The organism is Mesorhizobium sp. C372A, from assembly GCF_030323245.1.
In the GTDB taxonomy this organism is placed as follows: domain Bacteria; phylum Pseudomonadota; class Alphaproteobacteria; order Rhizobiales; family Rhizobiaceae; genus Mesorhizobium.
This window is the reverse complement of record NZ_CP100475.1, coordinates 2,388,370-2,413,197: the sequence shown is the minus strand read 5'-3', so window position 1 is coordinate 2,413,197 and position 24,828 is coordinate 2,388,370. Positions and strand designations below refer to the sequence as shown.

The 24,828-nt window shown below is 64.5% G+C and carries 25 protein-coding genes and 1 tRNA gene; 14 read left to right on the top strand and 12 right to left on the bottom strand.

The genetic code is table 11. The features are described from left to right. Positions 1-16: 16 nt before the first annotated feature. Positions 17-802, bottom strand: a complete 786-nt coding sequence (locus NLY42_RS11475) for a ComF family protein (protein ID WP_196813826.1) — start codon at positions 800-802, stop codon at positions 17-19. A 72-nt stretch (positions 803-874) separates the two neighbouring features. Between NLY42_RS11475 and NLY42_RS11470 the strand changes: the two genes are divergently transcribed. Further along, on the top strand, positions 875-1,747 hold the full coding sequence (locus NLY42_RS11470) for a methyltransferase domain-containing protein (protein WP_286489146.1): 873 nt from the start codon (positions 875-877) through the stop codon (positions 1,745-1,747). Positions 1,748-1,759: 12 nt separating this feature from the next. On the opposite strand, the gene NLY42_RS11465 is transcribed toward NLY42_RS11470, so the two are convergent. From NLY42_RS11465 to argJ, 5 genes are all read right to left on the bottom strand, one after another. Beyond that, positions 1,760-1,942, bottom strand: coding sequence for a Flp family type IVb pilin (locus NLY42_RS11465; RefSeq protein WP_023672984.1), 183 nt, complete (start codon positions 1,940-1,942; stop codon positions 1,760-1,762). A 127-nt stretch (positions 1,943-2,069) separates the two neighbouring features. Further along, positions 2,070-2,378: a hypothetical protein gene (locus tag NLY42_RS11460; protein WP_023694000.1), complete on the bottom strand. Its 309-nt coding sequence runs from the start codon at positions 2,376-2,378 to the stop codon at positions 2,070-2,072. A gap of 97 nt (positions 2,379-2,475) precedes the next feature. After that, a complete protein-coding gene (gene mutT / locus NLY42_RS11455) occupies positions 2,476-2,892 on the bottom strand; it encodes an 8-oxo-dGTP diphosphatase MutT (RefSeq protein ID WP_023685791.1) in 417 nt (138 codons plus the stop codon). After that, positions 2,889-3,638 (bottom strand): GNAT family N-acetyltransferase, encoded by a 750-nt coding sequence (locus NLY42_RS11450; RefSeq protein WP_023713717.1) that lies wholly within the window; start codon positions 3,636-3,638, stop codon positions 2,889-2,891. Before NLY42_RS11450 ends, mutT begins: the two co-directional genes overlap by 4 nt. Positions 3,639-3,667: 29 nt before the next feature. Further along, positions 3,668-4,909: a bifunctional glutamate N-acetyltransferase/amino-acid acetyltransferase ArgJ gene (gene argJ, locus NLY42_RS11445; RefSeq protein ID WP_023698964.1), complete on the bottom strand. Its 1,242-nt coding sequence runs from the start codon at positions 4,907-4,909 to the stop codon at positions 3,668-3,670. A 169-nt stretch (positions 4,910-5,078) separates the two neighbouring features. On the opposite strand from argJ, the gene NLY42_RS11440 reads away from it, so the two are divergent. Further along, positions 5,079-6,308, top strand: a complete 1,230-nt coding sequence (locus NLY42_RS11440; protein WP_023754197.1) for a caspase family protein — start codon at positions 5,079-5,081, stop codon at positions 6,306-6,308. Positions 6,309-6,447: 139 nt separating this feature from the next. After that, positions 6,448-7,035 (top strand): TetR/AcrR family transcriptional regulator, encoded by a 588-nt coding sequence (locus NLY42_RS11435; RefSeq protein WP_023727007.1) that lies wholly within the window; start codon positions 6,448-6,450, stop codon positions 7,033-7,035. A gap of 46 nt (positions 7,036-7,081) precedes the next feature. On the opposite strand, the gene NLY42_RS11430 is transcribed toward NLY42_RS11435, so the two are convergent. Further along, complete coding sequence (locus NLY42_RS11430) at positions 7,082-8,002, bottom strand: peptidylprolyl isomerase (protein WP_023686683.1); 921 nt, start codon at positions 8,000-8,002, stop codon at positions 7,082-7,084. A gap of 244 nt (positions 8,003-8,246) precedes the next feature. Here NLY42_RS11430 and secA point away from each other — a divergent pair, with 244 nt between their 5' ends. Further along, on the top strand, positions 8,247-10,979 hold the full coding sequence (secA, locus tag NLY42_RS11425; RefSeq protein WP_023754196.1) for a preprotein translocase subunit SecA: 2,733 nt from the start codon (positions 8,247-8,249) through the stop codon (positions 10,977-10,979). 223 nt (positions 10,980-11,202) lie between these two features. Here secA and NLY42_RS11420 read toward each other — a convergent pair whose 3' ends face one another. Then, complete coding sequence (locus tag NLY42_RS11420) at positions 11,203-13,791, bottom strand: ATP-binding protein (RefSeq protein WP_031244871.1); 2,589 nt, start codon at positions 13,789-13,791, stop codon at positions 11,203-11,205. Positions 13,792-14,035: 244 nt separating this feature from the next. On the opposite strand from NLY42_RS11420, the gene NLY42_RS11415 reads away from it, so the two are divergent. The 7 genes from NLY42_RS11415 (at position 14,036) to NLY42_RS11385 (ending at position 20,137) form a co-directional block, all read left to right on the top strand. After that, positions 14,036-14,308 (top strand): DUF4242 domain-containing protein, encoded by a 273-nt coding sequence (locus NLY42_RS11415; RefSeq protein ID WP_023673765.1) that lies wholly within the window; start codon positions 14,036-14,038, stop codon positions 14,306-14,308. Beyond that, positions 14,286-14,591, top strand: coding sequence for a hypothetical protein (locus NLY42_RS11410; protein WP_081731383.1), 306 nt, complete (start codon positions 14,286-14,288; stop codon positions 14,589-14,591). Before NLY42_RS11415 ends, NLY42_RS11410 begins: the two co-directional genes overlap by 23 nt. 152 nt (positions 14,592-14,743) lie before the next feature. After that, entirely contained in the window at positions 14,744-15,247 is a 504-nt protein-coding gene (locus NLY42_RS11405) for a hypothetical protein (RefSeq protein WP_023686685.1), read from the top strand. Between the two features lie 264 nt (positions 15,248-15,511). After that, complete coding sequence (locus NLY42_RS11400) at positions 15,512-16,915, top strand: lipopolysaccharide biosynthesis protein (RefSeq protein WP_023754194.1); 1,404 nt, start codon at positions 15,512-15,514, stop codon at positions 16,913-16,915. After that, the gene (locus NLY42_RS11395) at positions 16,915-18,195 is read left to right on the top strand and encodes a GNAT family N-acetyltransferase (protein ID WP_023754193.1); all 1,281 of its coding nucleotides are present in this window, start codon (positions 16,915-16,917) and stop codon (positions 18,193-18,195) included. The genes NLY42_RS11400 and NLY42_RS11395 overlap by 1 nt, the downstream gene beginning before the upstream one ends. Before the next feature lie 75 nt (positions 18,196-18,270). Further along, positions 18,271-19,422, top strand: coding sequence for a YncE family protein (locus NLY42_RS11390; protein ID WP_023754192.1), 1,152 nt, complete (start codon positions 18,271-18,273; stop codon positions 19,420-19,422). Positions 19,423-19,561: 139 nt separating this feature from the next. Next, a complete protein-coding gene (locus NLY42_RS11385) occupies positions 19,562-20,137 on the top strand; it encodes a cation efflux transmembrane domain-containing protein (RefSeq protein ID WP_023673757.1) in 576 nt (191 codons plus the stop codon). A gap of 188 nt (positions 20,138-20,325) precedes the next feature. Here the strand turns inward: NLY42_RS11385 and NLY42_RS11380 are convergent. Further along, positions 20,326-20,410: transfer RNA gene (locus NLY42_RS11380), tRNA-Leu, on the bottom strand. A gap of 205 nt (positions 20,411-20,615) precedes the next feature. On the opposite strand from NLY42_RS11380, the gene NLY42_RS11375 reads away from it, so the two are divergent. Next, positions 20,616-21,200, top strand: coding sequence for a YqaA family protein (locus NLY42_RS11375; protein WP_023673756.1), 585 nt, complete (start codon positions 20,616-20,618; stop codon positions 21,198-21,200). Between the two features lie 62 nt (positions 21,201-21,262). Next, positions 21,263-21,781 (top strand): disulfide bond formation protein B, encoded by a 519-nt coding sequence (locus NLY42_RS11370; protein ID WP_023737462.1) that lies wholly within the window; start codon positions 21,263-21,265, stop codon positions 21,779-21,781. A 404-nt stretch (positions 21,782-22,185) separates the two neighbouring features. Here the strand turns inward: NLY42_RS11370 and NLY42_RS11365 are convergent, their stop codons facing one another. After that, complete coding sequence (locus NLY42_RS11365) at positions 22,186-22,743, bottom strand: HNH endonuclease (protein WP_008874122.1); 558 nt, start codon at positions 22,741-22,743, stop codon at positions 22,186-22,188. Positions 22,744-22,871: 128 nt separating this feature from the next. Further along, entirely contained in the window at positions 22,872-23,513 is a 642-nt protein-coding gene (locus NLY42_RS11360; RefSeq protein WP_023737461.1) for a DNA-3-methyladenine glycosylase family protein, read from the bottom strand. A 74-nt stretch (positions 23,514-23,587) separates the two neighbouring features. Here NLY42_RS11360 and gluQRS point away from each other — a divergent pair, with 74 nt between their 5' ends. After that, positions 23,588-24,463 (top strand): tRNA glutamyl-Q(34) synthetase GluQRS, encoded by an 876-nt coding sequence (gene gluQRS, locus NLY42_RS11355; RefSeq protein WP_023671678.1) that lies wholly within the window; start codon positions 23,588-23,590, stop codon positions 24,461-24,463. On the opposite strand, the gene NLY42_RS11350 is transcribed toward gluQRS, so the two are convergent. Then, a complete protein-coding gene (locus tag NLY42_RS11350) occupies positions 24,464-24,751 on the bottom strand; it encodes a hypothetical protein (protein WP_023671677.1) in 288 nt (95 codons plus the stop codon). Between the last annotated feature and the right edge of the window lie 77 nt (positions 24,752-24,828).

The following is a 24,828-nucleotide window of genomic DNA, read 5'->3' as shown; positions in this document are numbered from 1 at the left end:
GTGCCTTTCCTCGACCTTATATAGTCGCGGACTCGTCGGCCCGAAAGTCCCCCGGCAGGACACGCGCGAAGGTCAGCACATCGACCGCTCCGGCGCCGCCCTTCTTCAGCGCCCTGGCGACCGAGCGCACGGTGGCGCCGGTGGTGTAGACATCGTCGACCAGAAGCACGCGGCGCCCAGTGATCTCGATTTCGGCTTCCGCAGGCACACGGAAGGCGGCGCGCACATTGTCCTCGCGCTCCTGCCGCTCCAGCCCGACCTGCTGGCGCGTGAGCTTGACGCGCCGGACCGCCGAGGGCGAGAAAGGCAGCCCGCTAAGCTGCGCAACCGCCCTTGCCAACTCCGCCGACTGGTTGAACTGCCGCCGAAAGAAGCGCCGCCAGTGCAGCGGCACCGGTACGACGACATCGGCGTCTGCAATTACCTCAGCGCCGGCGCGCAGCATCCAGCGCGCCATCCACGGCGCCAGATCGGTGCGATCCTGGTATTTCAGACCTTGCACCATCTGGCGGGCGACACCTGAATAGGCCACGGCCGCCCGCGCCCGCTCGAACGGCGGCGGATCGGCGATCGCCTCGGCCGACAGGAATCCCTCGCCCATATCGTGCGTGAATGGCGTGCCCATCACCGCGCACCATGGCCGCTCCAGCAGCCTGAGTTTCGGCCAGCAGGCACCGCACAAAACGCCGGGTTGCGAGACGTGCCTGCGACAGCCGGCACAGACCGGCGGGAACAGCATCCGCGCCGGCCAGTCCAACATGGCCAGTTTCAACATGGTTTGAGCGAGGCTCTTGATCTCCATCACCGGATCGGCCACGTGGTTTTGTCGTCCGCGCCAGGATATCACTAGACGGACAAACAGGGATGTCTACCGTTGCCGCCGATCATCGATACTGAACTTTGGCTGGTGCGCAAGCGCAGGGCGCTGGCCCACCCCGTAGCCGGCGCGGATTTTCTGATGCGGCGGGCGGCGGAAGACCTTGCCGACCGGCTCGGCGCGGTCGAGCGGAAATTCGGCAAGGCCGCGGTGCTGTTTTGCCAGACGCCGGACGCAACGGACGTGGTCGCTGCAAGCGGCAAGGCAGCGGAGATCGTGCGCGTCGAGGCAGATCCAGCGTTTCTGGACGGCCGGCCAGGGCTGATAGCACCGCTGGAAACAGTGCCGTTCCAGCCGGAAAGCCTCGACCTCGTCGTTTCACTTCTGTCGTTGCAGGCGATGAACGACATTCCCGGCATGCTGGTGCAGATCCGCCGCGCTCTGCGGCCCGACGGGCTTTTCCTCGGCGCCTTTGCCGGCGCCGGCACGCTTTCCGAATTGCGCGAAAGCCTGCTCGCCGCCGAGACCGAACTCTGTGGCGGCGCCAGCCCGCGTGTCATCCCCTTCACCGATGTTCGCGACGCCGGCGCACTGCTGCAGCGCGCCGGACTGGCGCTGCCGGTGGCCGACGTCGAAACGGTGACCGTCCGCTACGATACCCTCTTCGACCTCATTGCCGATCTCAGGGCGATGGGCGAAACCAGCGCGCTGACTGATCGCAGCCGGCGACCGGGAGCGCGAAAGCTTTTTACCCGTGCCGCCGAAATCTATGCCGAACGCTTTTCGGACGCTGATGGCCGCATCAGGGCAAGCTTTTCCATCGTCTGGATGTCGGGTTGGGCGCCCGATGCCTCGCAGCAAAAGCCCTTGAAACCGGGTTCGGCGAAGGTCTCGCTGAAGACGATACTGGAAAACCCCCGCGGGCGGTGACGGCGCTCCGGATCAGTGCTCGGCAAAGGCGTTTGCGAGCCTGCTGTTGTTGTCGCTGAACAGAAACTGGATCGCATTGCTGGCCTTGCCGACACCCCCGACGATGGCAAGCGACAGCACCGCAACGATCAGGCCATATTCAATGGCCGTGGCGCCTGTTTCGTCCTGCAAAAATCGGCGCAGCAATGGCTTCATGATCGTCGATCCCTCTCATCCCCGACCATATCGCCTACCTGTTAAGAAAGGTTAACGGCACAAGCTTAACAGGCTGTGAAATGGGCCTGCGTTGAGGAAGTTCTCAAGCTGGTGTCGACCTTGTTGGTCAGCAGTCGCCGCTGCGTTGGCCGTCGGCGCGGATGATGCAGACTGAGCTCGGTGAGGGCTGCAGCACGCTTCTGCGCAGCGTATAGGTGGCCCGCGAGCCGATCGAACCCGTGCTCATCGGGTCGAGACCGCCTGCAAGAGCATCGCGGCTGGATGATCGCGTCTGGTTGTCCAGCACGGGGACCGCGATCAGCGCCAGCGCCACTGCGGCCGAGCCGAACAACAGCGTGACGCGCAATAAGCCGACGCCGGCGGCGCGAAAGCTGCGATCTGGCCGGATCGAGTCCCATTCCCTGTCGAGGCTCATGCAATCGCTCCCCGCGAACCCGCTTTGCCGCAATTTTTCACGACGAGATAAATCTTCCATTAACGCTGGCTAGATCAGACCGCGAAATGGCTTTGTATCACAACAGGTCGATGAGGAACTGGATTAGCGGCGCGTCGGCCGGCGGCATGGGATAGTCGCGCATCTGCTTTGGCCGCACCCATTTCAACGCCTGCCCTTCCCTGGGCTGCGCGATGCCGCGGAAGCGGCGGCAGACGAACAGGGGCATCAGGAGATGGAAATCATCATAGGAATGGCTGGCGAAGGTGAGCGGCGCCAGGCAAGGAATGTCGGTCTCGATGCCGATTTCTTCCTGCAGTTCGCGGATCAGGCATTGTTCCGGCGTCTCGCCTGGCTCTACCTTGCCGCCGGGAAATTCCCACAGGCCGGCAAGCTGTTTGCCCTCGGGTCGCTGCGCCAGAAGCACGCGGCCATCGGTATCGACCAGCGCGCACGCGGCGACCAGCAGCAGGCGTTTGCCGGTGATCTCGCTCATGCGCCCGGCGGCCGGCGATAGTGGTAGCGATAGACTTCGTCGAAGCCCAGCGAGCGATAGAGCGCCAGCGCCGGCGCATTGCCGGCCTCGACCTGCAGCCAGGCTTCGCGAGCGCCACGCAGCCTCGCCCACTTCAGCGCCGACAGGATCAGGTTGCGGCCATGGCCCTGATTGCGCGCCGACTTGGCGGTGGCGATCTCGAACAGACCGGCAAGATCGCCGTCATGGACGCAGATCAGCACCGCCAGAGGGTCGGCCCCTTCCTCCAGCGCAAACAGCCCGACTTCGGGTTGGATGGCGCCGATGATTTCCGAAAGACCGGGCCGCAGCGATGCATCCGAGCCGCTGACCTTGAGCGACGCGCCGAGAAAGCGGCTGATATCCTTCAGCGGAATCTGGTCCATGGCCGGCGCCAGTTGCGCGTCCGCCAGCGGCAGCCGCATCACCAGGGATTCGTCGAATGTGCTCCAGCCCTCATTGTCGAGATGCTTGGCTAGGTCCGGCCCCGACAGCGGCGAGATGCGGAAGGTCAGCGGCCTGCCATAGGCGTCGAAGCGCCGGCTGGCGCGGCCGATGCGCTCGGCAATGTGCTGGGTGTCGCCGGGATCGAGCGGGTTGACCGAGTTCAGCCGCTTGGCCGGATGGCCGGCTGTCAGCCGCACCACCCAGGTGCCGTCATAATGCACGGCCGCCGCCGGCCAGGCGCGAAACCCCGCAGCCTCGTAGCGGCGCACGATGGCGAGCATGCTTGCCGGATGCCTGGAAGCCAACTCCATCAGCTCCGGTAATCGCCATTGATGGCGACATATTCCTTGGTGAGGTCGCAGGTCCACACCGTCGCCTTGCCGCGGCCGATACCGATATCGGCGCGGATGCGAATGTCGTCGCGCTTCATATAGGCCGAGGTCGCTTCCTCGGAGTAGCCCGGGTCGCGTTCGCCCTCATGCGCCAGACGGTTGTCGCCGAACCAGATCGACAGCCGGTCGCGATCGGCCGGCTCGCCGGCCTTGCCGACGGCCATGACGACGCGGCCCCAATTGGCGTCCTCGCCGGCAACCGCCGTCTTGACCAGCGGCGAATTGGCGATGGACAGCGCGATGCGCTTGGCCGAGCGCGCCGATTTGGCGCCGGTAACGGTGACTTCGACCTGCTTGCGGGCGCCCTCGCCGTCGCGCACCACTTGCAGCGCCAGCGATTTGAGCACCTTGCCCAGCGCCCGGCGGAAGGCGCCGAGACGGGCATCCTTGGGATCGCTGATGGCGGGCGCGCCGCGCTTGGCAGCGGCTCCGGTGGCGAACAACAGCAGCGTGTCGCTGGTCGAGGTGTCGCTGTCGACGGTGACGGCGTTGAAGGTCTTGGCCGTGCCGCGCGACAACAAGTCGTGCAGCACGGGGGCGGCGATCGGCGCATCGGTGGCAATGAAGGACAGCATAGTCGCCATATCGGGCGCGATCATGCCGGCGCCCTTGGAGATGCCATTGATGATGACGTCGGTGTCGCCGAGCTTGACCGTCGCTGTCGCCACTTTCGGATAGGTGTCGGTGGTCATGATGGCCTTTGCCGCCTCGGTCCACAGATCCGGCTTGCCGTCCTTGACCAGTCCGGCGAGCAAATGGCTGAATTTGGTGGTGTCGAGCGGCTCGCCGATTACCCCGGTAGAAGCGAGGAACACTTCGCCTGGCGTGCAGCCTGCGGCCTTGGCCGCGGCCTCGCCGGTCAGTTGGGTGGAGGCGCGGCCCTTCTTGCCGGTGAACGCGTTGGCGTTGCCGGAATTGACGACCAGCACCCGCGCCTTGCCGGCGCCAAGGTTCTCGCGGCAGAAGTCGACCGGCGCCGAGGGGCATTTCGACTTCGTGAACACGCCGGCAACCGCTGTGCCGGCATCGAAGACCATGGCCAAGAGGTCGGTACGGTTCTTGTACTTGATCCCGGCCTCGGCGGTGGCGATGCGCACGCCCTCGATGGCAGGCATTTTGGGATATTTCTTCGGCGCGAGCGGCGAAATCGTTGCGGACATTGGAGACCTCGGGCGAGGGAAAAACGCTGGGCGAAGGCCGGTTTGCCCGATAGCACGGCCCGGCGCAAGGGCGTTTTCTTGGCCGCCGCTGTCGGCAAGCCACCAGGGATTAAGCTTGCATTTCAAATCCGTTGGCGTCACCGGGGCCTCTGGCGTTATGATATCGGCCATGGGCAGGCTGGTGATCTTGGCGGTGGCGTTTATGGGGCTTTTGCTCCTGAGCGCCGATGCGCAGCCGGAACGGCGCGTGGCGCTGGTCATCGGCAATGGCACCTATGCCGAAGCCGGCACGCTCACCAATCCGGTCAACGATGCCCTCGATATTGCCGGCAAGCTGCGCTCGATCGGCTTCGACGTCATCGAGGGCAACGATCTCGGCAAGCGCGAACTCGAGCGCAGGATCGGCGAATTTTCCGATGCGCTGGAAGGCGCCGGGGTCGGGCTGTTCTATTATGCCGGCCACGGCCTGCAGGTCGAAGGGCGCAACTACATCGTGCCGGTCGACGCCCGGCTCGACATGCCGGTCAAGCTGCAGCTCGAAGCCGTGCCGATCGACGAAGTCCTCGACATCATGGAGCAGCAGACCAAGGTCAGCCTGGTGTTCCTCGATGCCTGCCGCAACAATCCCTTTGCCCGCAGCCTGAGCCGCACCGCCACCACGCGCTCGGCAACGGCGCTTGCCGGTCTGGCCCAGTTCGATTCGACGCGTGGCTCCTTCATCGCCTTCTCGACGGCGCCAGGCGCTGTCGCCATGGACGGCACCGGGCGCAATTCGCCGTTCGCCGCCGCCCTGCTGCGACACATGGCCGAGCCCGGCCAGAGCATCAACGACATGATGATCGCGGTGCGCCGCGACGTGGTCTCCGAAACGCGCGAGGGACAGCGCCCATGGGAACAGGGTTCGCTGCTCGAACGGTTTGAGTTTGTGCCCGGCGGCGAAACGGTTGCACAGCCGAAGCCCGCCGTCCCCCCGGCGCCCGAAACAAGGGTTGCGGCACTCGAACGGTCTGTAGGCGACGACAAGACCGCAATCGAGAAATTCCTGCGCGACGACTATCTTGCGCCCGATGCCGCGGCGATCGGCGAGACCGTCAAGCGGCTCTATGCGCCTTCCGCCACCATCTTCGGCACGCGCTATGACAGCGACGCCGTCGTCAAGCTCAAGACGGACTGGTTCGCGCAATTTGCATCCTGGTCGTTCAGTCTCGAGCCCGGCAGCCTCAATGTGACGCCGCAGGGCGAGAACCGCGCCGAAGCCGTGTTCGCGATGAGCTACGACTATATGTCGAAAGACAAATCGGCGGCGCGCATGACCGGCAAGGCACGAGTCACGCTTGGGCTGGTGAAGAGCGACGGCCAGTGGCGGATCGACTCGGAAACCTCGCAAGTGATGAACTGAAAATCCCCGCGAAGGGCGGATGTGAGACCCGCTTCTACAAGCGCTGGAAACGGGCCGTTTCGTTTGCCTGCCAGCTCACCTATATTGTCGGCGAGATTGTTGGCCAGGATTGCCGGCGAGATTGTTGGCGAGGACAGACATGGGCGAGGATCCGGCGCGCAGATCGATCGGGGCGCGGCGCAACCCAGACAGCGCCGAGGCCATTCTCGAGGCCGCGGAGGCGGTGCTGGTCGAGGCCGGCTATGCCGGCTTCTCCATAGAGGCCGTGGCGCGGCGGGCGCGCGCCGGCAAACCCACGATCTATCGCTGGTGGCCGAGCAAGGCGGCCCTGCTGTTAGAGGTCTACAAGCGGCAAAAGCGTGTCGACGTCCCCGATACCGGCAGTCTCGAAGATGACCTCGTCGGTTTCCTGAGGAACCTCTTCGCGCATTGGCGCGACACATCCTCGGGCAGCGTATTCCGCTCGCTGATCGCCGAGGCCCAGTCGGACGAAGCGGCGGCCGCGGCCCTGACTGGCTATGCCGATGGGCGCGTGTCCCACACCGCTCGGATCATCGAGCGCGCCAAGGCGCGCGGCGAGGTTGCGGCCGATGTCGACGCAGCGCTGGTCGCCGACCTCATCGCTTCCTATGCCTGGAAACACCTTTTGACCAACCGGCTGGACGAAGATGAGGCGACAATCCGTGCCACTGTCCGCTATGTGATGTCAGGCATCTCCCACAATTGAAAAGGGCGCCGAACGGCGCCCTTTGCATGTTTTTTCGGTGCCGGCCTTACTTGCCGGCTTCCATCGTGTCGACGGCCTTCTTCAGATTGGCGTCGGGGATTTCGACCTTGGCGGCGCCGCGCAGCTGCTTGACCAGTGCGAAATACTTGTCGCGGATCACCGCCTGCTTGGCCTGGTCCTTGACGTCGTCGAAGGCCGGCGGCTGTTTGGTGCGCTTGTCCTCGAGCTTGATGACATGCCAGCCGAATTGCGTTTGCACCGGCTCCTTGGTGTATTTGCCGATTTCGAGCGCAACTGCCGCCTTGTCGAATTCCGGCACCATCTGCCCCGGGCCGAACCAGCCGAGATCACCGCCATTGGTCTTGCCCGAGGGATCGCTGGTATGCTCGTTGGCGAGCTTCTGGAAGTCTGCACCGCCATCGAGCTGCTTGATGATCGCCTCGGCCTCTTCCTTCGTCTTCACGAGGATGTGACGGGCATGAATCTCATTGACCGGCGGCGTGCTGGCGATTTCCTGGTCGTAGCGGGCGCGCACCTCGGCATCGGTAACCTTGTCGACGACGCCCTTCTCGACCATCTCGCCATGCAGCGCGCGCTGCTGCAGGAACGCCATGCGGCGCTGGAATTCGGGATCCTTGTCGAGCCCGGTAGCGACCGCCTGGGCGGCCATGACGCGGATTTCGATGGCCGCCGAAAGGGCGGCGGCGCGGCGCTGCTCGGGTGGCAACTGCGAGAACTGCTGCGACAGCTCGCCCTCGGCAAGCCCAAGGTCCGCCTCGGTCAGCTTCTGGCCATTGACGGTAGCGATAACGGCGTTCGGATCGACGGGGGCTGCCGCCGGCGCTGCTGCGGCATCGGCCGGGGCGGGAGCGGCTTCCTGGGCCATCAGCGGAGACAGCGACAGGGCCGACAGGCCGAAGGCCAGGCCAAGGCTGGCGAGCGACGCACGGCGAAACAGTAAGGACATCAAGATTAACTCCAAGGGGGGATTGGTAGGGCTTGCAGATCAGCCGGATTGTGGCGGAATTTGGCGCTGCCCATAGGGCTAACGCGGCGTTGACATCAGTTGAGCCCCCTCTTATCTGTCCAACGACTTTGCGTCCAGAACCGTTTTCCGGGCGCTTTTTGTGTTTGTCCGCGTTTCACGCGGAATTGATGGGGCCGGCCGGCGCTCATCTCAAAATTGAGAATTCTATCGAAAGGACCATCGGATGGTCAGTCTCGGCGGTCTCGCCCGTAAGGTTTTCGGTTCCTCCAACGATCGTCGCGTAAAATCGACCCGGCCGCGTGTCGAGGCGATCAACGCCATGGAAAACGAGATGCGGGCGCTGTCCGACGCCGAGCTTCAGGCCCGCACGGAAAAATTCCGCCAGGATATCGCCAACGGCGCCACGCTCGATGACCTGCTGGTGCCGGCCTTCGCCACCGTCCGCGAGGCATCCCGCCGCGTGCTCGGCATGCGCCCGTTCGACGTGCAGCTGATCGGCGGCATGGTGCTGCACAATGGCGGCATCGCCGAAATGCGTACCGGCGAGGGCAAGACCCTGGTCGCCACCCTGCCCGTTTATCTCAACGCGCTTGCCGGCAAGGGCGTCCATGTCGTCACCGTCAACGACTACCTTGCCACCCGCGACTCCGAATGGATGGGCCGCGTCTACAAATTCCTCGGCCTCTCGGTCGGCGTCATCGTCCATGGCCTGTCCGACGAGGAACGCCGCGTCGCCTACGCGTCCGATGTTACCTATGCCACCAACAACGAGCTCGGCTTCGACTATTTGCGCGACAACATGAAGTATGAGCGCGCGCAGATGGTGCAGCGCGGCCACAATTACGCGATCGTCGACGAAGTCGATTCCATCCTGGTCGACGAGGCGCGCACGCCGCTGATCATTTCCGGTCCGCTCGAGGACCGTTCGGAAATGTACAACACCATCGATGCCTTCATGCTGCAGCTCGGCCCAGCCGACTACGAGATCGACGAGAAGCAGAAGACCTCGATCTTCACCGAGGAAGGCACCGAGAAGCTGGAAAACCTGCTGCGCGCGGCCGGCCTGCTCAAGGGCGAGTCGCTCTATGACGTCGAGAACGTCGCCATCGTCCACCACGTCAACAACGCGCTGAAGGCGCACCGGCTGTTCCAGAAGGACAAGGACTACATCGTCCGCAACGACGAGATCGTCATCATCGACGAATTCACCGGCCGCATGATGCCGGGCCGCCGCTATTCGGAAGGCCTGCACCAGGCGCTCGAAGCCAAGGAGCATGTGGCGATCCAGCCGGAAAACCAGACGCTGGCATCCGTCACCTTCCAGAACTATTTCCGTCTCTACAAGAAACTGTCCGGCATGACCGGCACGGCGCTGACCGAGGCCGAGGAGTTCGGCAACATTTACGGCCTCGAAGTCACCGAGATCCCGACCAATCTGCCGGTCATCCGCAAGGACGAGGACGACGAGGTCTACCGGACGGTCGAGGAGAAGTACAAGGCGATCGTCAAGGAGATCAAGGAAGCGCGCGCCAAGGGCCAGCCGACGCTGGTCGGCACCACCTCCATTGAAAAATCCGAGCAGCTGGCCGAGCGCCTGCGCAAGGAAGGGTTCAAGGATTTCGAGGTGTTGAACGCCCGCCACCACGAGCGCGAGGCCGCCATCGTCGCCCAGGCCGGCAAACCCGGCGCCATCACCATCGCCACCAACATGGCGGGACGCGGCACCGACATCAAGCTCGGCGGCAACGCCGAGATGCGCATCGAGGACGAACTGGGCGACATGCCTGCTGGTCCCGAGCGAGAGGCGCGCGAAAAGGAAATCATTGCCGATGTCGAGCGCCTGAAGGAAAAGGCGCTAGCCGCCGGCGGCCTCTACGTGCTCGCCACCGAGCGCCATGAATCGCGCCGCATCGACAACCAGCTCCGCGGCCGCTCCGGCCGCCAGGGCGACCCCGGCCGTTCGAAATTCTTCCTGTCGCTGCAGGACGATCTGATGCGCATCTTCGGCTCCGAGCGCATGGACGGCATGCTGCAGAAGCTTGGCCTCAAGGAAGACGAGGCCATCATCCATCCGTGGATCAACAAGGCGCTGGAAAAGGCGCAGAAGAAGGTCGAAGCGCGCAACTTCGACATCCGCAAGAACCTGTTGAAATACGACGACGTCTCGAACGACCAGCGCAAGGTGGTGTTCGAGCAGCGCATCGAATTGATGGACGGCGAAGGCCTGTCCGAGACGATCGCCGAGATGCGCGAAGGCGTCATCGAGGAGATCGTCACCAAGAACATCCCCGAAAACGCCTATGCCGAGCAGTGGAACGTCGCCGGCCTCAAGGCCGAGGTCGCCGAATTCCTCAATCTCGACCTGCCGGTCGAGGACTGGGTCAAGGAAGAAGGCATTGCCGAGGACGACATCCGCGAGCGCCTGACCAAGGCCGCCGACGACGCCGCCAAGGAGCGCGCCGAGCGCTTCGGCCCAGACGTGATGAGCTATGTCGAACGCTCGGTGGTGTTGCAGACGCTCGATCATCTGTGGCGCGAGCACATCGTCAACCTCGACCATCTGCGTTCGGTCGTCGGCTTCCGCGGCTACGCCCAGCGCGACCCGCTGCAGGAATACAAGAGCGAGGCGTTCGAGCTGTTTCAGGCGCTGCTCGGCAATCTGCGCCAGGCCGTCACCGCGCAATTGATGCGCGTCGAACTGGTCCGCCAGGCCGCCGAAGCGCCGCCGCCCGAAGCGCCTGAAATGTTCGGCAGCCACATTGACGGCACCACGGGCGAGGACGATTTCGAGGGCGGCGAGACCGCACTTCTGGTCCGCCAGGAGAGCAACGCCATCGTCGCTCCCGAAGACCGCGATCCGGACAACCAGGCGACCTGGGGCAAGATCGGCCGCAACGAAGCCTGCCCCTGCGGCTCCGGCAAGAAATACAAGCACTGCCACGGCGCGTTTGCCTGATTTCGACGGCTAGGTCGGCGGGACAGCACCCCCCTCTGGCCTGCCGGCCATCTCCCCCTCAAGGGGGGAGATCAGCAGCTTCGGCGCCGTAACTTTCTTTCAATTTCGACAATTGGCGAAAGCCACAGTGACAGCCAATCTCCCCCCTTGAGGGGGAGATGTCCGGCAGGACAGAGGGGGGCGCGAAGGATCGCGACCTCTCGCTCCAACCCTCGTCAAAACCTCACAACAACCCCGAATCGCGCGCCGCCGCTGTCGCCTCGCCGCGCGACACCGCATCCAGCTTGCCCAGCACCGCCGAGACATGGTGATCGACCGTCTTTGGCGAAATCGTCAATTGCTCGGCGATCCGCTTGTTGGAGAGGCCGCGTTCGATCAGCTGCAGCACCTGCATCTGGCGCAAGGTGAGGCCGGCGAGGTTGGCGCGCGTCGAGCGGCGCGGGCCGCGGGCGATGCCGCCAACGCCGTTCTTGCGCATGATATCGCGCAGGCGCTGGGCTGCCGGCCTTGCCCCCAGGCCGTCGAAAATATCCAATGCCAGCCGCTGCCCCTCGTCGTCGCCGAGGATGAGCGCCAGTCCGCGCTCGTATGGCGCATTCAATTCGGACCAGAGTGCCGAAGCCGAACGCCAGTCGCCGGTCAGGAGCAGCCGGTATGGTGTCGCCATCTCGGCGGTGTCGCCGGCCGGCATATCGGGAGAGAGCAATGTTCGCCACAGAGCCAGCTCACCGACATGGGCACGCGAGCGCACCGGCGTTTCGGCGCGGGTGATCAGCGCCAGCGCCTCTTGCCTGTCGGCCAGGCCCAGCCATGCCTGCTCCGCCATCAGCGCCGCGTAAGAGCTCAGCATCTGCAGGTCGCCGCCGCTTCCGACCAGACGCGCCATTTCGGCGAACAGCGGCTCGGCCGAGGGATCGCCGCGCCTCAGGCGCAGTTTCGCCAGTGCCAGCAGCGCCGGAAACCGGCCCACGGTGGTTGTCCGCTCATTGTCGATGACATCGCTTGCCGTCGCGGCGGCCTCATCCCATTGGCCCTGACGCAGCTGCACATCGGCCAGCATGCCCCTGAGATAGTCGCGCCAGGTGCCGAGGTCGTTCTCGGTGCAATAGTGGATGCCGCTCTCGAGCACCGGACGTGCCGCGTCGTAGCTCATCTGGGTGATCTCGAAACAGGCGCGGTTGGTGAAGGCGCGCGCGGCATGCTCCTGGAAATTGCCCTGGAGCGCAATTTCAAGACTTTGGTCGAGGCGCAGGCGTCCGGCATCCGGATTGAGCCACTGCTCGACGCAGCCGACATTGTTGAGGGCATGCGAGGCGATGTCGGGACGGTTCATGCGCGCAGCCAGCGCCGCTGCCTTCTCGCCATAGAACAGCGTGTCTTCCACCCTCTCCGAAAGCATCGCCAGATGCGAAAGGTTCGAATAGGCCATGGCGAGTTCGGGACCGGCGGGAGCCGCTTCCAGCATCGCCACAGCCTCGGCGCCGAAGGCGGCCGCCGCCTCGCGGTCATCGCCCATTTCGCTCAGCCGGGAGAGCCATCTCAGGCTGTCGCCCTCCTTCAGCCTGTTGCCGTCTGCCTGATGCAACCGGCGCGCCTGTCCCTGCGCTGCAAGCGCATCATCGATCTTGCCGATGAGATGGCACTCGAAGGCATGACTTTCGTAGAGCGCGGCGCGCTCGATCACCGGCAGGCTGTCGGCCTGCTGCAAGGCGATCTCGTAATAGCCGGCGGCATCGCGATGGGCGCCGACGCGCGACGCCTCGCACGCGGCGATCGGCGCAAGTTCGCGCACCGCCGCCAGATTGTGCGCCTCGACCGCATGATGCACCAGGCGGCCTGTGGAGACGTCGCCATTTTCGAGCAGTGCCGCCAGCGCACGCTGGTTGAACTGCCGCCTGTGCGACGTCGTCAGCATCATTTCGATGGCGCGTCGCGCGATGTCGTGGCGGAAGGCGTAGCCGTCGCCCAGATCGTCGAGCAGCCCGTTGGCGACACACTCGGCCAGTTGGCCGGCGCTGGCGACGCCGCACAGGCCCTGCAGGGCCCAGGCGTCGGCGCGGCGCGGAAACACCGACACCGCGTCGAGCATTGCGCGGGCGCCTGGCGACAGCCGTTCAGCCCGCGCCAACACGGCGTCGCGCACGCTTGCCGGCAGCGCCGTTTCGTTTTCGGCCGACAGCAATTCGGTGACGAAGAAGGCATTGCCGGCGGTCGCCCGGTAGATGGCGTCGCCATCGCGTCCGGCCGCATCGGCGAGCGACAGCACGGCCGCCTGGCTGAGCAGCGGCACGTCGATGCGCGCCACGCTGCCGGCCGGGATTTCGCCCAGGGCGCGGCGCACCCGCATCTGTCCCTCGCTGCGGTCGGTGCGCGCCGTCAGCAACAGCAGGATGTGGGTGTTGACGATACGCCGGCCGAGGAAGCGCACGAAATCGAGCGTCGCATCGTCGGCCCAGTGCAGGTCTTCGATGATCAGCAGGCACGGCCCCTTGGCCGCAAAAGCGTCGAGCGCATCGGAAAACAGCGGCAGTCTCTGCCCATGCCGGGCGTCGATTGCGCGCGGCAGCGCCCATTGCGCCTCACGGGCCAGATCGTAAAGCGGCCCCAGCGGATCGGGGATCGACAGATCCTCGCAAGCGCTGCGCAACGTCGCCGCGCTCTCTCCGACACGGGCCGCGAATGCCTCGACAAGCGCCGTCTTGCCGGCGCCGGCCTCCCCGGCCAGCACGGCGACGCGGCCATGGCCGCCTATTGCATCGCCAAGCAGGCTCTCCAACTGCTGCAGCTGCGTCTGCCGTTCCAGAAGCATCATTGTCATCGTCTCACAGGATCGGAGTTTTCCCACCATGGCGGGCCGCTCACGATTAGCCCGTGAAGAAAGCGACGCAATGTGACTTTGCACACATTGCCGTGCCTCTTTCCACAAAGAACGACGCCAATATAGGGAATCGTCCCGTCCAATATGGGGAATCGTTCCGATGCGCGGGCCGGGCGGGCGTGGTCAACGTCCAGCCGCGCTCCGATCGAGCGTGAACCAATGGAAAAGGAAACCTTCCATGCCTCGCTACCTGATTGAACGCACATTTCCGGACGGCCTCAACATACCGATGACCGACATCGGCGCCAGCGCGGTGGGCGGCGTCGTCATGCGCAATGCCGAAAAGGGCGTCACCTGGATCCAGTCCTTCGTCACGCCCGACAAGAAGCACAGCTTCTGCATCTACGACGCGCCGACGCCCGAAGCGATCCGCAGCACCGCTCAGAAAAACTCGCTGCCGGTCGACAAGATCACGGAGGTGCGGGTTCTTGACCCTTACTTTTACCTCTGATCCTGCGTTCGGTCGCCACGGTGATGAGCATCAAACTGTCCTTCGCGGCCATGGCGAACTGCCTGATGGCCTGCCGCTCGGTGGAATCGGGCCTGTCCTGGGAAAGACCGGCCGGCCAACCTCCGTGCTCGGCCGTCTATGGCGGTTCGCGTCGAAGCTGCCTGCGTATTTGTCTGAAAGGCGGCGCTTGCCCCCGGAAGGCGACTATCTGAGGCGCGACATCGGGCTATCGGAGCGGGACGTCCCGCAGGAATATTGGCAATATTACTTTTGGGATCGTTGATTTTTCACGGTTTTTAAGGGCTGCGGCCAAAGCCCGGCAACGGAAGCCGCATCGCATGAACCGGGACGGACAAACCAAATCCTAAACCAACGCCGCAGGCGTTTCGGCATCGGCCGCCGTCGCCTCAAGCGTCAACAAACGAACGGAAGACCATGACCAAAATGCTTTGGACGACACGCTTCGCGGCTTTCGCCGCCATCTCGATCGCGGCGGGTGCGGCCGCCCAGGCGCACGACGCCAACCCGTTGGCCGAAAAGGTGCGCGCAGCCAACAGCCGCTTCGAAAATGTGGCAGCCGCCACCGCCGAAGGCTATGCCCCCATCCCTTGCGCCAGCGGCATCACCGGCGGCGCCATGGGCATCCACTATGTCAACGGCGCCTATCTCAAGGACGATGCCGTCGATGTCGCCAAGCCCGAAGCGGTGATGTACGAGCCGACGGCCGACGGCAGCCTGAAGCTGATAGCGGTCGAATACATCACCTCGAAGGGCCCGGCCTCGCTCGAAGGCCAGCTGTTCAACTTCAACAGCGCCCCCAATCGCTACGGCCTCGGCCCGTTCTACGAACTGCACGTCTGGGCATGGAAACAGAACCCGACGGGCGCCTTTGCCGACATGAACCCGAACGTGTCGTGCGACGCCATGAAGGGGATGTAACGCCTCACATGTGACACCTCGGGCACCGGACATCCGGTGCCTGGCCATCCCCCTTGGCGGGGGAGGGGCGAGCGAAACGCCGACCGGCTCCCCAGTCTTCCCCGGCGTTCGCTCGCCTTTTATTATGCCCCGGCATACGATGACGCACCTTGCACACGCGGCCGTCCTTGGCCCCTCGGCGCACCCGCACCTGCCCACCCTTTCTTAAGGTGTTTCGGATACATCGAAAGCTTGGAAACAGGCGGAAAACGGAGAGACATCGGGGTGCGCTTTTCCGCGGCGACGACGGCCGGGCGGTTCTTGCCGCAGCGCTTGGCGCTGCGCATGAGGCCGTTGCTTGGCCGCATCGATGCGGTGCTGTTCACCGCCGACGAACGCGGCGAAGCCGGTCGCATGTCGCTGATCGCCTTTGCCATCCGCATCGTCAGCGCCGTCATCGCCTTCATCAGCCAGGTGCTGATGGCGCGCTGGATGGGCTCGTTCGAATACGGCATCTTCGTCCTCGTCTGGGTGACGATGGTCATCGTCGGCAACCTCGCCTGCCTCGGCTTCCACACTTCGGTCATCCGCTTCATCCCCGAATACCGCGAACGCAACATGCTCGCCGAACTTCGCGGCATCGTGGTCGCCAGCCGCCTGTTCGTGCTGATTGCCTCGACCGCGATCGCCGGACTTGGCGCACTGGGCGTCTGGCTGTGCGCGGACTGGATCGAGAGCTACTATGTGATGCCCTTCATCCTCGGCCTGTTCTGCCTGCCGATGATCGCCATGGGCGACCTGCTGCAAGGCCAGTCACGGGCCAATTCCTGGGCGCTGTTTGCCTTGTCGCCGACCTATCTGGTGCGGCCGGTGCTGATCCTGACGCTGATGGCGCTGATGCTGGCGCTAGGCTATGCGCCCGACGCCAGGACAGCCATCTTCGCTTCGATCGCCGCCACCTACGCCACCACGCTAGGCCAGCTCATCGGCGTGACCACACGCATGGGCAGGAATATCCCGGCCGGGCCGATGAAGGTGCATTTCGCCGAGTGGTTCATCGTCTCGCTGCCGATCTTTCTGGTCGAGAGCTTCTTCTTCCTGCTCACCAACGCCGACGTGCTGATGGTCGGCGTCTATCTCCAGCCCAATGACGTCGCCGTCTATTTCGCCACCGTCAAGACGCTGGCGCTGGTGCATTTCGTCTATTTCTCCGTCAAGGCCGGCGTTGCCCAGCGCTTTGCGCAGTTCACCCACGGCGAGCCGGAAAAGCTCGCCGCCTTCGCCCGCGAGACCGTGTCGTGGACCTTCTGGCCGTCGCTGCTGATGGCGCTGCTGGTGCTGGCGCTCGGCGAACCGATGCTGGTGCTGTTCGGCCCCGAATTCACCGCCGGCTATCCGCTGCTGTTCCTGCTGGTGTTCGGCGTCGTGGCGCGCGCCGCCGTCGGCCCTTGCGAAAGCCTTCTGACGATGAGCGGCAACCAGAACATCTGCGCCGCCGTCTATGCCATGACGCTGGCCTTCAACATCGGCCTCAACGTGGTGCTGATCCCGCTCTTTGGCCTGTGGGGGGCGGCGATCGCCACCAGCCTCGCCATGGTCTTCGAGGCCAGCGCCCTGTCCTTCACCGTCTGGCGCAAGCTCGGCATCGTCATGCTGATCTTCGTGCCCGCTGCCGGGGGAGCCGCCTGATGGCCGCCATCCCGCTGATCGAGGAAACCAGCGGCGGCCCGGCCGGCGCAATGGTGTCCGGCCTTGCCGGCCTGGCGCGCGACGCCGATCCGGCGCATCTCGAGATCCTCGCCAACAACCGGCCGCTGCGCAAGCTGGCGATCTATCCGGCTTCGGCCGGCTTCGAACTGGTCGAGGAACTCGACTATCTGTGCACCCGCACGATCGAGCCCAACGTCTTCTTCAACCCGCGCTTTCTGGCGCCGGCCATGCCCCGGCTGGAAGATCGCGAGGTCAAGCTGGCGGTGATCCGCGACGGCGACGAATACCGCAACCGGCTGCGCCTGCTGGTGCCGTTCTCGGTCGAACGGCCGGCCGTGCCGCTCGGCGTTCCGGTGATGCGCACCTGGTCGAGCCCGTTCGGCCCGATCGGCACGCCGCTGGTCGACCATGACGACCCCATCGGCGTCGTCGAGGATTTCTTCGGCATGCTGTCGCGGCCGCATCTCAAGCTGCCGAAGGTCTTCGTGCTGCCCGACATGCGCCTCGACGGCCCATTGGCCAGCGTGCTGGCCACCGTTGCCGAGACGCGCGGCCTGACAATGGTCACCACCGGCAAGGCGGACCGGCCGGTGCTCGAAAGCACGCTCGACGGCGAGGCATATCTGAAGGCATCGCTGCGCGCGCACCACTACCGCGAATTCCGCCGCTTGAAGCGGCGCCTGGGGGATCTCGGCAGGCTGGAACATGTCGTGGCGCGGGGACCGGACGAAATCCGCCACGCCATCGAAAGTTTCCTGACGCTGGAGGCGGCCGGCTGGAAGGGCCGCGAGCGCACCGCCATGGCCATCGACCGCTACCGCGCCGCCTTTGCCCGCGAGGCCGTGCACCGGCTGGCCGAGCACGACATGTGCCGCATCCATTCGCTGATGCTGGACGGCCGCACCATCGCCTGCCTGGTGGTCTTCGTCGAAGCCGGCGTCGCCTACACCTGGAAGACCGCCTATGACGAGACGCTGGCGACCTATTCGCCGGGCACGCTGCTGATGATCGAGGTGACCAGGCAGCATCTCGACGACCCCAACATCATGATGACCGATTCCTGCGCCGTGCCCGACCACCCGGTGATGAGCCGGCTCTGGAGCGAGCGCAAGCCGATGGGCTCGCTGGTCATCGGGCTGACGCCGGATGCCGACCGTCTCGCCCGCCAGGCCGCCTCGCAGCTGCATCTCTACCGCGAAACCCGCAACATGGCCCGCCTGCTGCGCAACCGCGTGAAGAGTTTGCTGGGACGGCGATAGCCACTGGATCAACGGCAAGACACCAGCTATGGGTCGCGCGGCAATTTCGGCCGGCCTTCACGACAAGCCATCCTGATGATCAGAACCTTTTTGCGTCACGCCGGTCCCCGTGCGGCCTTTTCGCTGCTTGCGCTGCTGCCTGTCCGCGCCCGGGCCGATAGCTGTCCCGAGGATTGCAGCGAGCCCGCGCCGTCCATCAACATCTACAGCCACACCGCCGCCGGCCATCTCAGCCCGGCCACGCTGGGTGCACTGCCGCGCGTCTATGTGCCGAACCGCTCCTCCAACAGCGTCACGGTGATCGACACCATGACACTCAAGGAAGTCGACAGGTTCCCGGTCGGCAGCAAACCGCAGCACGTCGTGCCGTCCTGGGACCTGAAGACGCTGTGGGTCGCCAACAATGGCACCGGCAAGAACGGCAGCCTGACGCCGATCGACCCGATGACCGGCAAGCCCGGCCCGCAGATCGCCGTGGACGATCCCTACAATTTGTATTTCATGCCGGGCGCGGCCATCGTCGTCGACGAAGCCCTGGAGCGGCTCGATTTCCGCGATCCTCACACCATGGCGCTGAAGTCGGCCCTGCCGACGCCCACTTGTCCCGGCATCAACCACGCCGATTTCTCCGTCGACGGCGCCTACGCGATCTTCACCTGCGAATACGGCAATGGCGGGTTGGCCAAGATCGACCTGAAGAACCAGAAGGTGCTTGGCCATCTCGACTTCTCGAAAATGGGCATGCCGCAGGACATCCGCCTCTCGCCCGACGGCAAGGTTTTTTACGTCGCCGACATGATGAATGACGGCGTGTTCCTCGTCGATGGCGACAGTTTCAAGGAGATCGGCTTCATCCCGACCGGCATCGGCGCCCATGGCTTCGTCGTCAGCCGCGACGGCAAGCGGCTCTATGTCTCGAACCGGGGCTCGCACAAGATGGAGCAGGGCCAGGCAAAGGGACCGGGCAGCGTGACGGTGATCGACTTCGCTACCCGCGCGGTCGTCACGCAATGGCCGATCCCCGGCGGCGGCAGCCCCGACATGGGCAACGTCAGCGCCGACGGCAAACAACTATGGCTGTCCGGCCGCTTCGACAGTGCCGCCTACATGATCGACACGACATCAGGCGCGGTGACCAAGTTTCGGGTTGGCTCAGAGCCGCACGGCCTGACGGTGTGGCCACAGCCGGGGCGGTATTCGCAAGGGCATACGGGGAATATGCGCTAAGTCCGTGTTCGAGGCGCGGCTCGAACGCAAAAGGTCCCAAGGGCAACCGCCCATCGGCCGGGACCCGGAACGAGCAGGGGCTTTCCTTGGAAACCGCGAAGCTGTAGCTCCACACACTGGTTTCGGATACTGCCACAAGATGAACCTTCGCCGCATCGTCCTCATCGTCGCGCTTCTCAATCTTGCCTATTTCGGGATCGAGTTCGCTGTGGCGCTCGCCATTGGATCAGTGTCCCTGTTCGCCGACAGCATCGACTTTCTTGAAGATGCTTCCGTGAACCTCCTTATCCTGCTCGCACTTGGGTGGTCTGTGCGCTCCCGTGCGCGGGTGGGGATGGCATTGGCGCTCATCCTTCTCATGCCGGGTCTGGCAACGCTCTGGACGGCTTGGGAGAAGTTCAACGTGCCGGTGCCGCCGCAGCCCATCGCCTTGACCTTGGCGGGACTTGGCGCTCTCGCCGTCAACCTGTCCTGTGCCTACATGCTGGCCGCGCACCGGCATCGTGGCGGCAGCCTCACAAAGGCGGCCTTCCTGTCGGCCCGCAACGACGCCTTGGCCAACATCGCCATTATTGCCGCAGGGTTGGTCACGGCCTTGCTCTGGCATTCCGCGTGGCCCGATTTGGCGGTGGGATTGGGGATCGCGGTCATGAACGCCGACGCGGCCCGCGAAGTGTGGGAAGCTGCCCGTGAAGAACACCGTGCGGCGGCCTGAGAGCACGTAGAGCGGGGCTACCGGCCGCCGCTGATTGGCGCTATCGCTGTCATCCTCAGCAGCCGCGGTTGGCTCTGTGTTCGAGGCACTGTTCGAACCCGGAGGTTTCGCAAGGGCGACCGCCCGTCGGCCGGTCAGGCCGCCCCATCGGAGCCCATGAGCGAAGCGAACTGGCGTGAGATCAAAAATGGTGCCCCTAGCCGGAATCGAACCAGCACTCCTTGCGGAACTCGATTTTGAGTCGAGCGCGTCTACCAATTCCGCCATAGGGGCTCAGGCCCAAAGGCCTGGATGGGCGCGGACTATACGGTTGGAGGCCTGTTCGTCAACTGGCCAAATGCGCCGCCGTGCCCTGCTTGCGGCAAAAGCCCGCCTTTCTGTTTCGTGACGCTCCTGCCATTGTGCGGCGCGGAAAATCTTTCTAGACAGACGCGCATCAAAGCGCGTTGCGTGTGGCAACCTGCATCCAGGAGAGCCGATGCTTCGCGGACTTTACGACTGGACCTTGTCGCTGGCGGCCCGCAAATCCGCCGAATGGTGGCTGGCCTTCATCGCTTTCGTCGAAAGCTCGGTGTTTTTCATACCTGCCGACGTCTTGTACCTGCCCATGGCTTTGGCGCGGCCCGAACGCGCCTATCGCTACGCGCTGACCGCCACTGTCGCGTCGGTGCTGGGCGGCATTGCCGGCTGGCTGATCGGTTACTATGCCTACGACACGATAGCACGGCCGATGCTGGAGCACTTTGGCGGCCTTGACGCGTTCGAGAGGTGGCAGTCGGCCGGCACCGGGCTGATGCTGGTGCTGCTCGTCACATCGGGTGCCGCCCACCTGCCGCCGATCAAGGTGGTCACCATTCTGGCAGGCGCCCTCCACGTCAATCTTTTCGTCTTCATCGTCTCCGCCATCCTGGCGCGTGGCGCTCGTTTCCTGCTTCTTGCCTGGCTGCTGCGCCGCTATGGCGAAGAGATCAAGGAATTCATCGAGAAGCGTTTGGGATTGATCGTCGGCGCCGGCGCCGCTGCCCTGATTTTGCTCTATATCGTCGTCAAATACGCCTTCTGACCGTCCAAGGCGGGCGGTGGGTCAGGACTATGCCGGCGGACGGCGAATTCAACGGACGAAACATGACAGCCACGATGACAGCCGATACCGGACGCCAGCGGACGCGCACCGCTTTGTTTCTCGCCGTCGCCATGGCCGCCACGGTCGGCTCCGCGCTCGCCTTCCAGCACATAGGCGGCTACATCCCCTGCCATCTGTGCCTGGAGCAGCGCACGCCCTATTATATCGGCGCCCCGCTGATGCTGCTGGCGGTGATTGCCTCGATGCTTAGCGCGCCCGCATGGCTGACGCGCGGCCTGCTTGCCGTCGGCGGCCTGCTGATGCTCTATGGCCTCTATCTCGGCGTCTATCATTCGGGCGTCGAATGGGCCTGGTGGCAGGGCCCGGCCGATTGCACGGCCGGCGCCGGCCCGGTCGACACCGGCGGCAAGGGCGTGCTCGACGCGCTCGACAAATTCGTGCCGCCATCCTGCGATAAGGCAGCCCTTCGTATCCTCGGCCTGTCGCTGGCCGGGTGGAACGCCATCGCCAGCTTCATCCTCGCCGCCGTCGCCTTTCGCGGGGCAATGGCGCGCGATTGAGCTAATTCGATCGAGCGCCACGACGCAGAGTTCGAGCAAAAATTCTGCAGACTGGTTCGCGTGGCGCGGCTTTCGACGTCCGAGCCAGGTCGACCCCCACTCCGTCTCGGCTTCGCCGAACCACCTCTCCCCCGATCGACGGGGTAGAGGAAAGGCGCGAGCCTATTACAGCCGGCGCTACTCTACAGCCAGCGCTCCTCCAGCGGGGCTCCCTTCCTCTCCCTCCGGAGGGGGGAGAGGTGGCGCTGCGAAGCAGCGACGGAGTGGGGGAAGCCGGTCCTTAAAGGCGATGCCGCCGATAAGTGAGCGCAGCCGAGCTGTTCCGATATGGTCTGGCAGGCGTGTGAGCATCGGAAGCGCAAAATCGCTTCAGGCGGCCAGCCTTGCGAATTCTCGAACGATCCCTACGGTTCGAGTTCCACATCCCAGTAGAGATAATCCATCCAGCTTTCATGCAGATGGTTGGGCGGGAACAGCCGGCCATTGTTGTGCAGGTCGTGCACGGTCGGCTGGTAGGGCTTCTGCAACGGCCACATCTTGGCGTGCGCCGGCATCATGCCGCCCTTCCTCAGATTGCAGGGTGAACAGGCGGCCACGACATTCTCCCACGTCGTCGCCCCGCCGCGATGGCGCGGGATGACGTGGTCAAAGGTCAGATCCTCGGGCGTGCCGCAATACTGGCACTGGAAGCGGTCGCGCAGGAACACGTTGAAGCGGGTGAATGCCGGGTGCCTCGACGGCTTCACATAGGCCTTCAGGCTGACGACGCTGGGCAGCTTCATCGAAAAGGTCGGCGAAGACACCGCATGCTCGTATTCGGCGACGATGTTGACCCGGTCGAGGAACACCGCCTTGATGGCATCCTGCCAGGACCAGAGCGACAAGGGGTAATAGCTGAGCGGACGGTAATCCGCATTCAGCACCAGCGCAGGAAGCCCATCCGGAGATACGGCAACCGTCACCTTGTTGACCTCCTCGTTTTAAAACCGATCGGCGTGGATACTGTAAGCCCGACATGACAGGGATGTGAAGCGGATTGTCATCAGCCAAACGCGGCAAAAATGCAGGGTTTTCATGCTTTTTTGCGGTTTCAGGCCGGAGGTGCCGCGTCCCGGCCCCTGGTTTCGCGATAATAGGACCAGAAAAGCCGCGATGCGACACCTCGCCACGGGCTCCATGATTCGGCCAGGGCGATCAGCGTTTTCTCCGGCGGACGCGGCTCGATACCGAGCGCGTGGCCGACCGCGCTCTGCAGCGCGACGTCGCGCGCGGGGAAAATATCGGGGTGGCCGGCGGCAAACAGGAGATAGACTTCCGCCGTCCACGGGCCGATGCCCGGCACCGCGATCATAGCCGCGATCGCCTCTTCGGCGTCGAGCAAACAGAGGTGATGCAGGTCGAGCCCCTCAACCACGGCCTGCGCAACCGCGATCAGACCGCGCTGCTTCGGCCGCGACAGCCCGGCCTCGCGAAACATGTCCTCGCCGGCGGCAAGGATCGCCTGCGGCGTTAGCGGATCGACCAGTTTCATCAGCCGGCCGAAAATCGCATCGGCGCTCGCACGGGATACTTGTTGCGAAACGATAATGGAGGCCAGGCTTCGAAAACCGGGTTCCGACAGCCGCAGCGGCACCTCGCCAGCCATGCCGCAAACCTTTTCCAGGCGCGGATCGATTGCGCAAAGCGCATCCAACCCGCGCGCAATATCGTCCAGTGTCGCGATGCGTTGCATGTTTTCTTGTTCCTGAACCGACCGCACGGTAGCAATTGGCAAAACCGCTGCACAACCCGATTGCCGCTTGTGAGATGACGCTCCTGACATTCCGCTTCGCGCCGAGCCCGAATGGCGAACTGCATCTCGGCCATGCCTATTCGGCACTGCTCAACCAGCAACTGGCGCGTGCGGCCGGCGGCCGCCTGCTGCTGCGCATCGAGGACATCGACACGATCCGCTGCACGCCTGAATTCGAGGCCGGCATCTTTCGCGACCTCGAATGGTTAGGTCTCGAATGGGAACAGCCGGTGCGGCGCCAGGCCGAGCATTTCTCCGACTATCAGGCCGTGCTCGACCGGCTGGTCCGCGAAGAACTCGTCTACCCTGCCTTCATGAGCCGTGGCGAGATCAGGGCCTTCATCGCCGACAGCGAAAAGCGCGGCCGCGGCTGGCCGCGCGACCCGGACGGCGTGCCGCTTTATCCCGCCGCCGACAAGGCGCTGCCGGTCAGCGAACGCAACCGCCGCATCGCCGAAAATGCGCCCTTCGCCTGGCGCCTCGACATCGATGCAGCGCTGGCGCGCGTCGGCACGGATTTGTCCTGGCGCGAATTCACCAACGAGACGCTTTCGGCGACGCAGCGAGTCGAGGCGCGTCCGCAGGACTGGGGCGACGTCATTCTGGCGCGCCGCGACATCCCGACCAGCTATCACCTGGCCGTCGTCGTCGACGACGCTCTGCAAGGCGTCAGCCATGTCGTGCGTGGCCGCGACCTTTATTCCGCGACCGGCATCCAGCGCCTGCTGCAGGAACTGCTCGGCCTCGGCCAGCCGCAGTATTTCCACCACCGTCTCATACTCGGACCGGATGGGCGCAAACTGTCGAAGAGTTTTGCTGATACCGGCCTTGCCGCGCTGAGGCCGGCAGGCATGTCGCCGGACGATGTCAGGCGGCTGGTCGGGCTCTGACTAAAGCCGGGCCAGCCCCGCCTTGAGCAGCGCCAACGCGCCTATAAACGCGAAGGCGCCGCCCAGTCCCCAGGCAACCGCGAGCTTCAGATCTCTCAGGACGATGCCATGTTCGTTCGCGGCCATGACCGCGGCGAAAAAGCCGAGCGTGAACAGCAATGTGTTGCCGGTCGACCCAAAACCGTCCTCCTGCATGATGGCGTCGAGCGCTGAACCGAAGAAGAAGCCGAACACGGCCACGCTGGCCACCGTCATCAAAAGCCAGCTTGTGTCGAGATGCAACAGCATGCGCGCTCCCTGTCGAAGCCAAAACGCCATGTCGCCGGATCCATCGACAGAAGTCGATTGCCCTGACGCCGCCCTTT

What these genes read in the sequence shown, in the direction of transcription:
- NLY42_RS11375 (WP_023673756.1), top strand. Translation starts at nt 20,616, where the DNA reads ATGCTTCGCGGACTTTACGACTGGACCTTGTCGCTGGCGGCCCGCAAA.
- argJ (WP_023698964.1), bottom strand. Translation starts at nt 4,909, where the DNA reads ATGTCCGCAACGATTTCGCCGCTCGCGCCGAAGAAATATCCCAAAATG.
- NLY42_RS11420 (WP_031244871.1), bottom strand. Translation starts at nt 13,791, where the DNA reads ATGATGCTTCTGGAACGGCAGACGCAGCTGCAGCAGTTGGAGAGCCTG.
- NLY42_RS11385 (WP_023673757.1), top strand. Translation starts at nt 19,562, where the DNA reads ATGAACCTTCGCCGCATCGTCCTCATCGTCGCGCTTCTCAATCTTGCC.
- NLY42_RS11360 (WP_023737461.1), bottom strand. Translation starts at nt 23,513, where the DNA reads ATGCAACGCATCGCGACACTGGACGATATTGCGCGCGGGTTGGATGCG.
- NLY42_RS11475 (WP_196813826.1), bottom strand. Translation starts at nt 802, where the DNA reads ATGGAGATCAAGAGCCTCGCTCAAACCATGTTGAAACTGGCCATGTTG.
- NLY42_RS11350 (WP_023671677.1), bottom strand. Translation starts at nt 24,751, where the DNA reads ATGCTGTTGCATCTCGACACAAGCTGGCTTTTGATGACGGTGGCCAGC.
- NLY42_RS11395 (WP_023754193.1), top strand. Translation starts at nt 16,915, where the DNA reads ATGGCCGCCATCCCGCTGATCGAGGAAACCAGCGGCGGCCCGGCCGGC.
- NLY42_RS11465 (WP_023672984.1), bottom strand. Translation starts at nt 1,942, where the DNA reads ATGAAGCCATTGCTGCGCCGATTTTTGCAGGACGAAACAGGCGCCACG.
- NLY42_RS11460 (WP_023694000.1), bottom strand. Translation starts at nt 2,378, where the DNA reads ATGAGCCTCGACAGGGAATGGGACTCGATCCGGCCAGATCGCAGCTTT.
- NLY42_RS11450 (WP_023713717.1), bottom strand. Translation starts at nt 3,638, where the DNA reads ATGCTCGCCATCGTGCGCCGCTACGAGGCTGCGGGGTTTCGCGCCTGG.
- NLY42_RS11430 (WP_023686683.1), bottom strand. Translation starts at nt 8,002, where the DNA reads ATGTCCTTACTGTTTCGCCGTGCGTCGCTCGCCAGCCTTGGCCTGGCC.
- NLY42_RS11405 (WP_023686685.1), top strand. Translation starts at nt 14,744, where the DNA reads ATGACCAAAATGCTTTGGACGACACGCTTCGCGGCTTTCGCCGCCATC.
- gluQRS (WP_023671678.1), top strand. Translation starts at nt 23,588, where the DNA reads ATGACGCTCCTGACATTCCGCTTCGCGCCGAGCCCGAATGGCGAACTG.
- NLY42_RS11440 (WP_023754197.1), top strand. Translation starts at nt 5,079, where the DNA reads ATGGGCAGGCTGGTGATCTTGGCGGTGGCGTTTATGGGGCTTTTGCTC.
- mutT (WP_023685791.1), bottom strand. Translation starts at nt 2,892, where the DNA reads ATGAGCGAGATCACCGGCAAACGCCTGCTGCTGGTCGCCGCGTGCGCG.
- NLY42_RS11415 (WP_023673765.1), top strand. Translation starts at nt 14,036, where the DNA reads ATGCCTCGCTACCTGATTGAACGCACATTTCCGGACGGCCTCAACATA.
- secA (WP_023754196.1), top strand. Translation starts at nt 8,247, where the DNA reads ATGGTCAGTCTCGGCGGTCTCGCCCGTAAGGTTTTCGGTTCCTCCAAC.
- NLY42_RS11370 (WP_023737462.1), top strand. Translation starts at nt 21,263, where the DNA reads ATGACAGCCACGATGACAGCCGATACCGGACGCCAGCGGACGCGCACC.
- NLY42_RS11390 (WP_023754192.1), top strand. Translation starts at nt 18,271, where the DNA reads ATGATCAGAACCTTTTTGCGTCACGCCGGTCCCCGTGCGGCCTTTTCG.
- NLY42_RS11435 (WP_023727007.1), top strand. Translation starts at nt 6,448, where the DNA reads ATGGGCGAGGATCCGGCGCGCAGATCGATCGGGGCGCGGCGCAACCCA.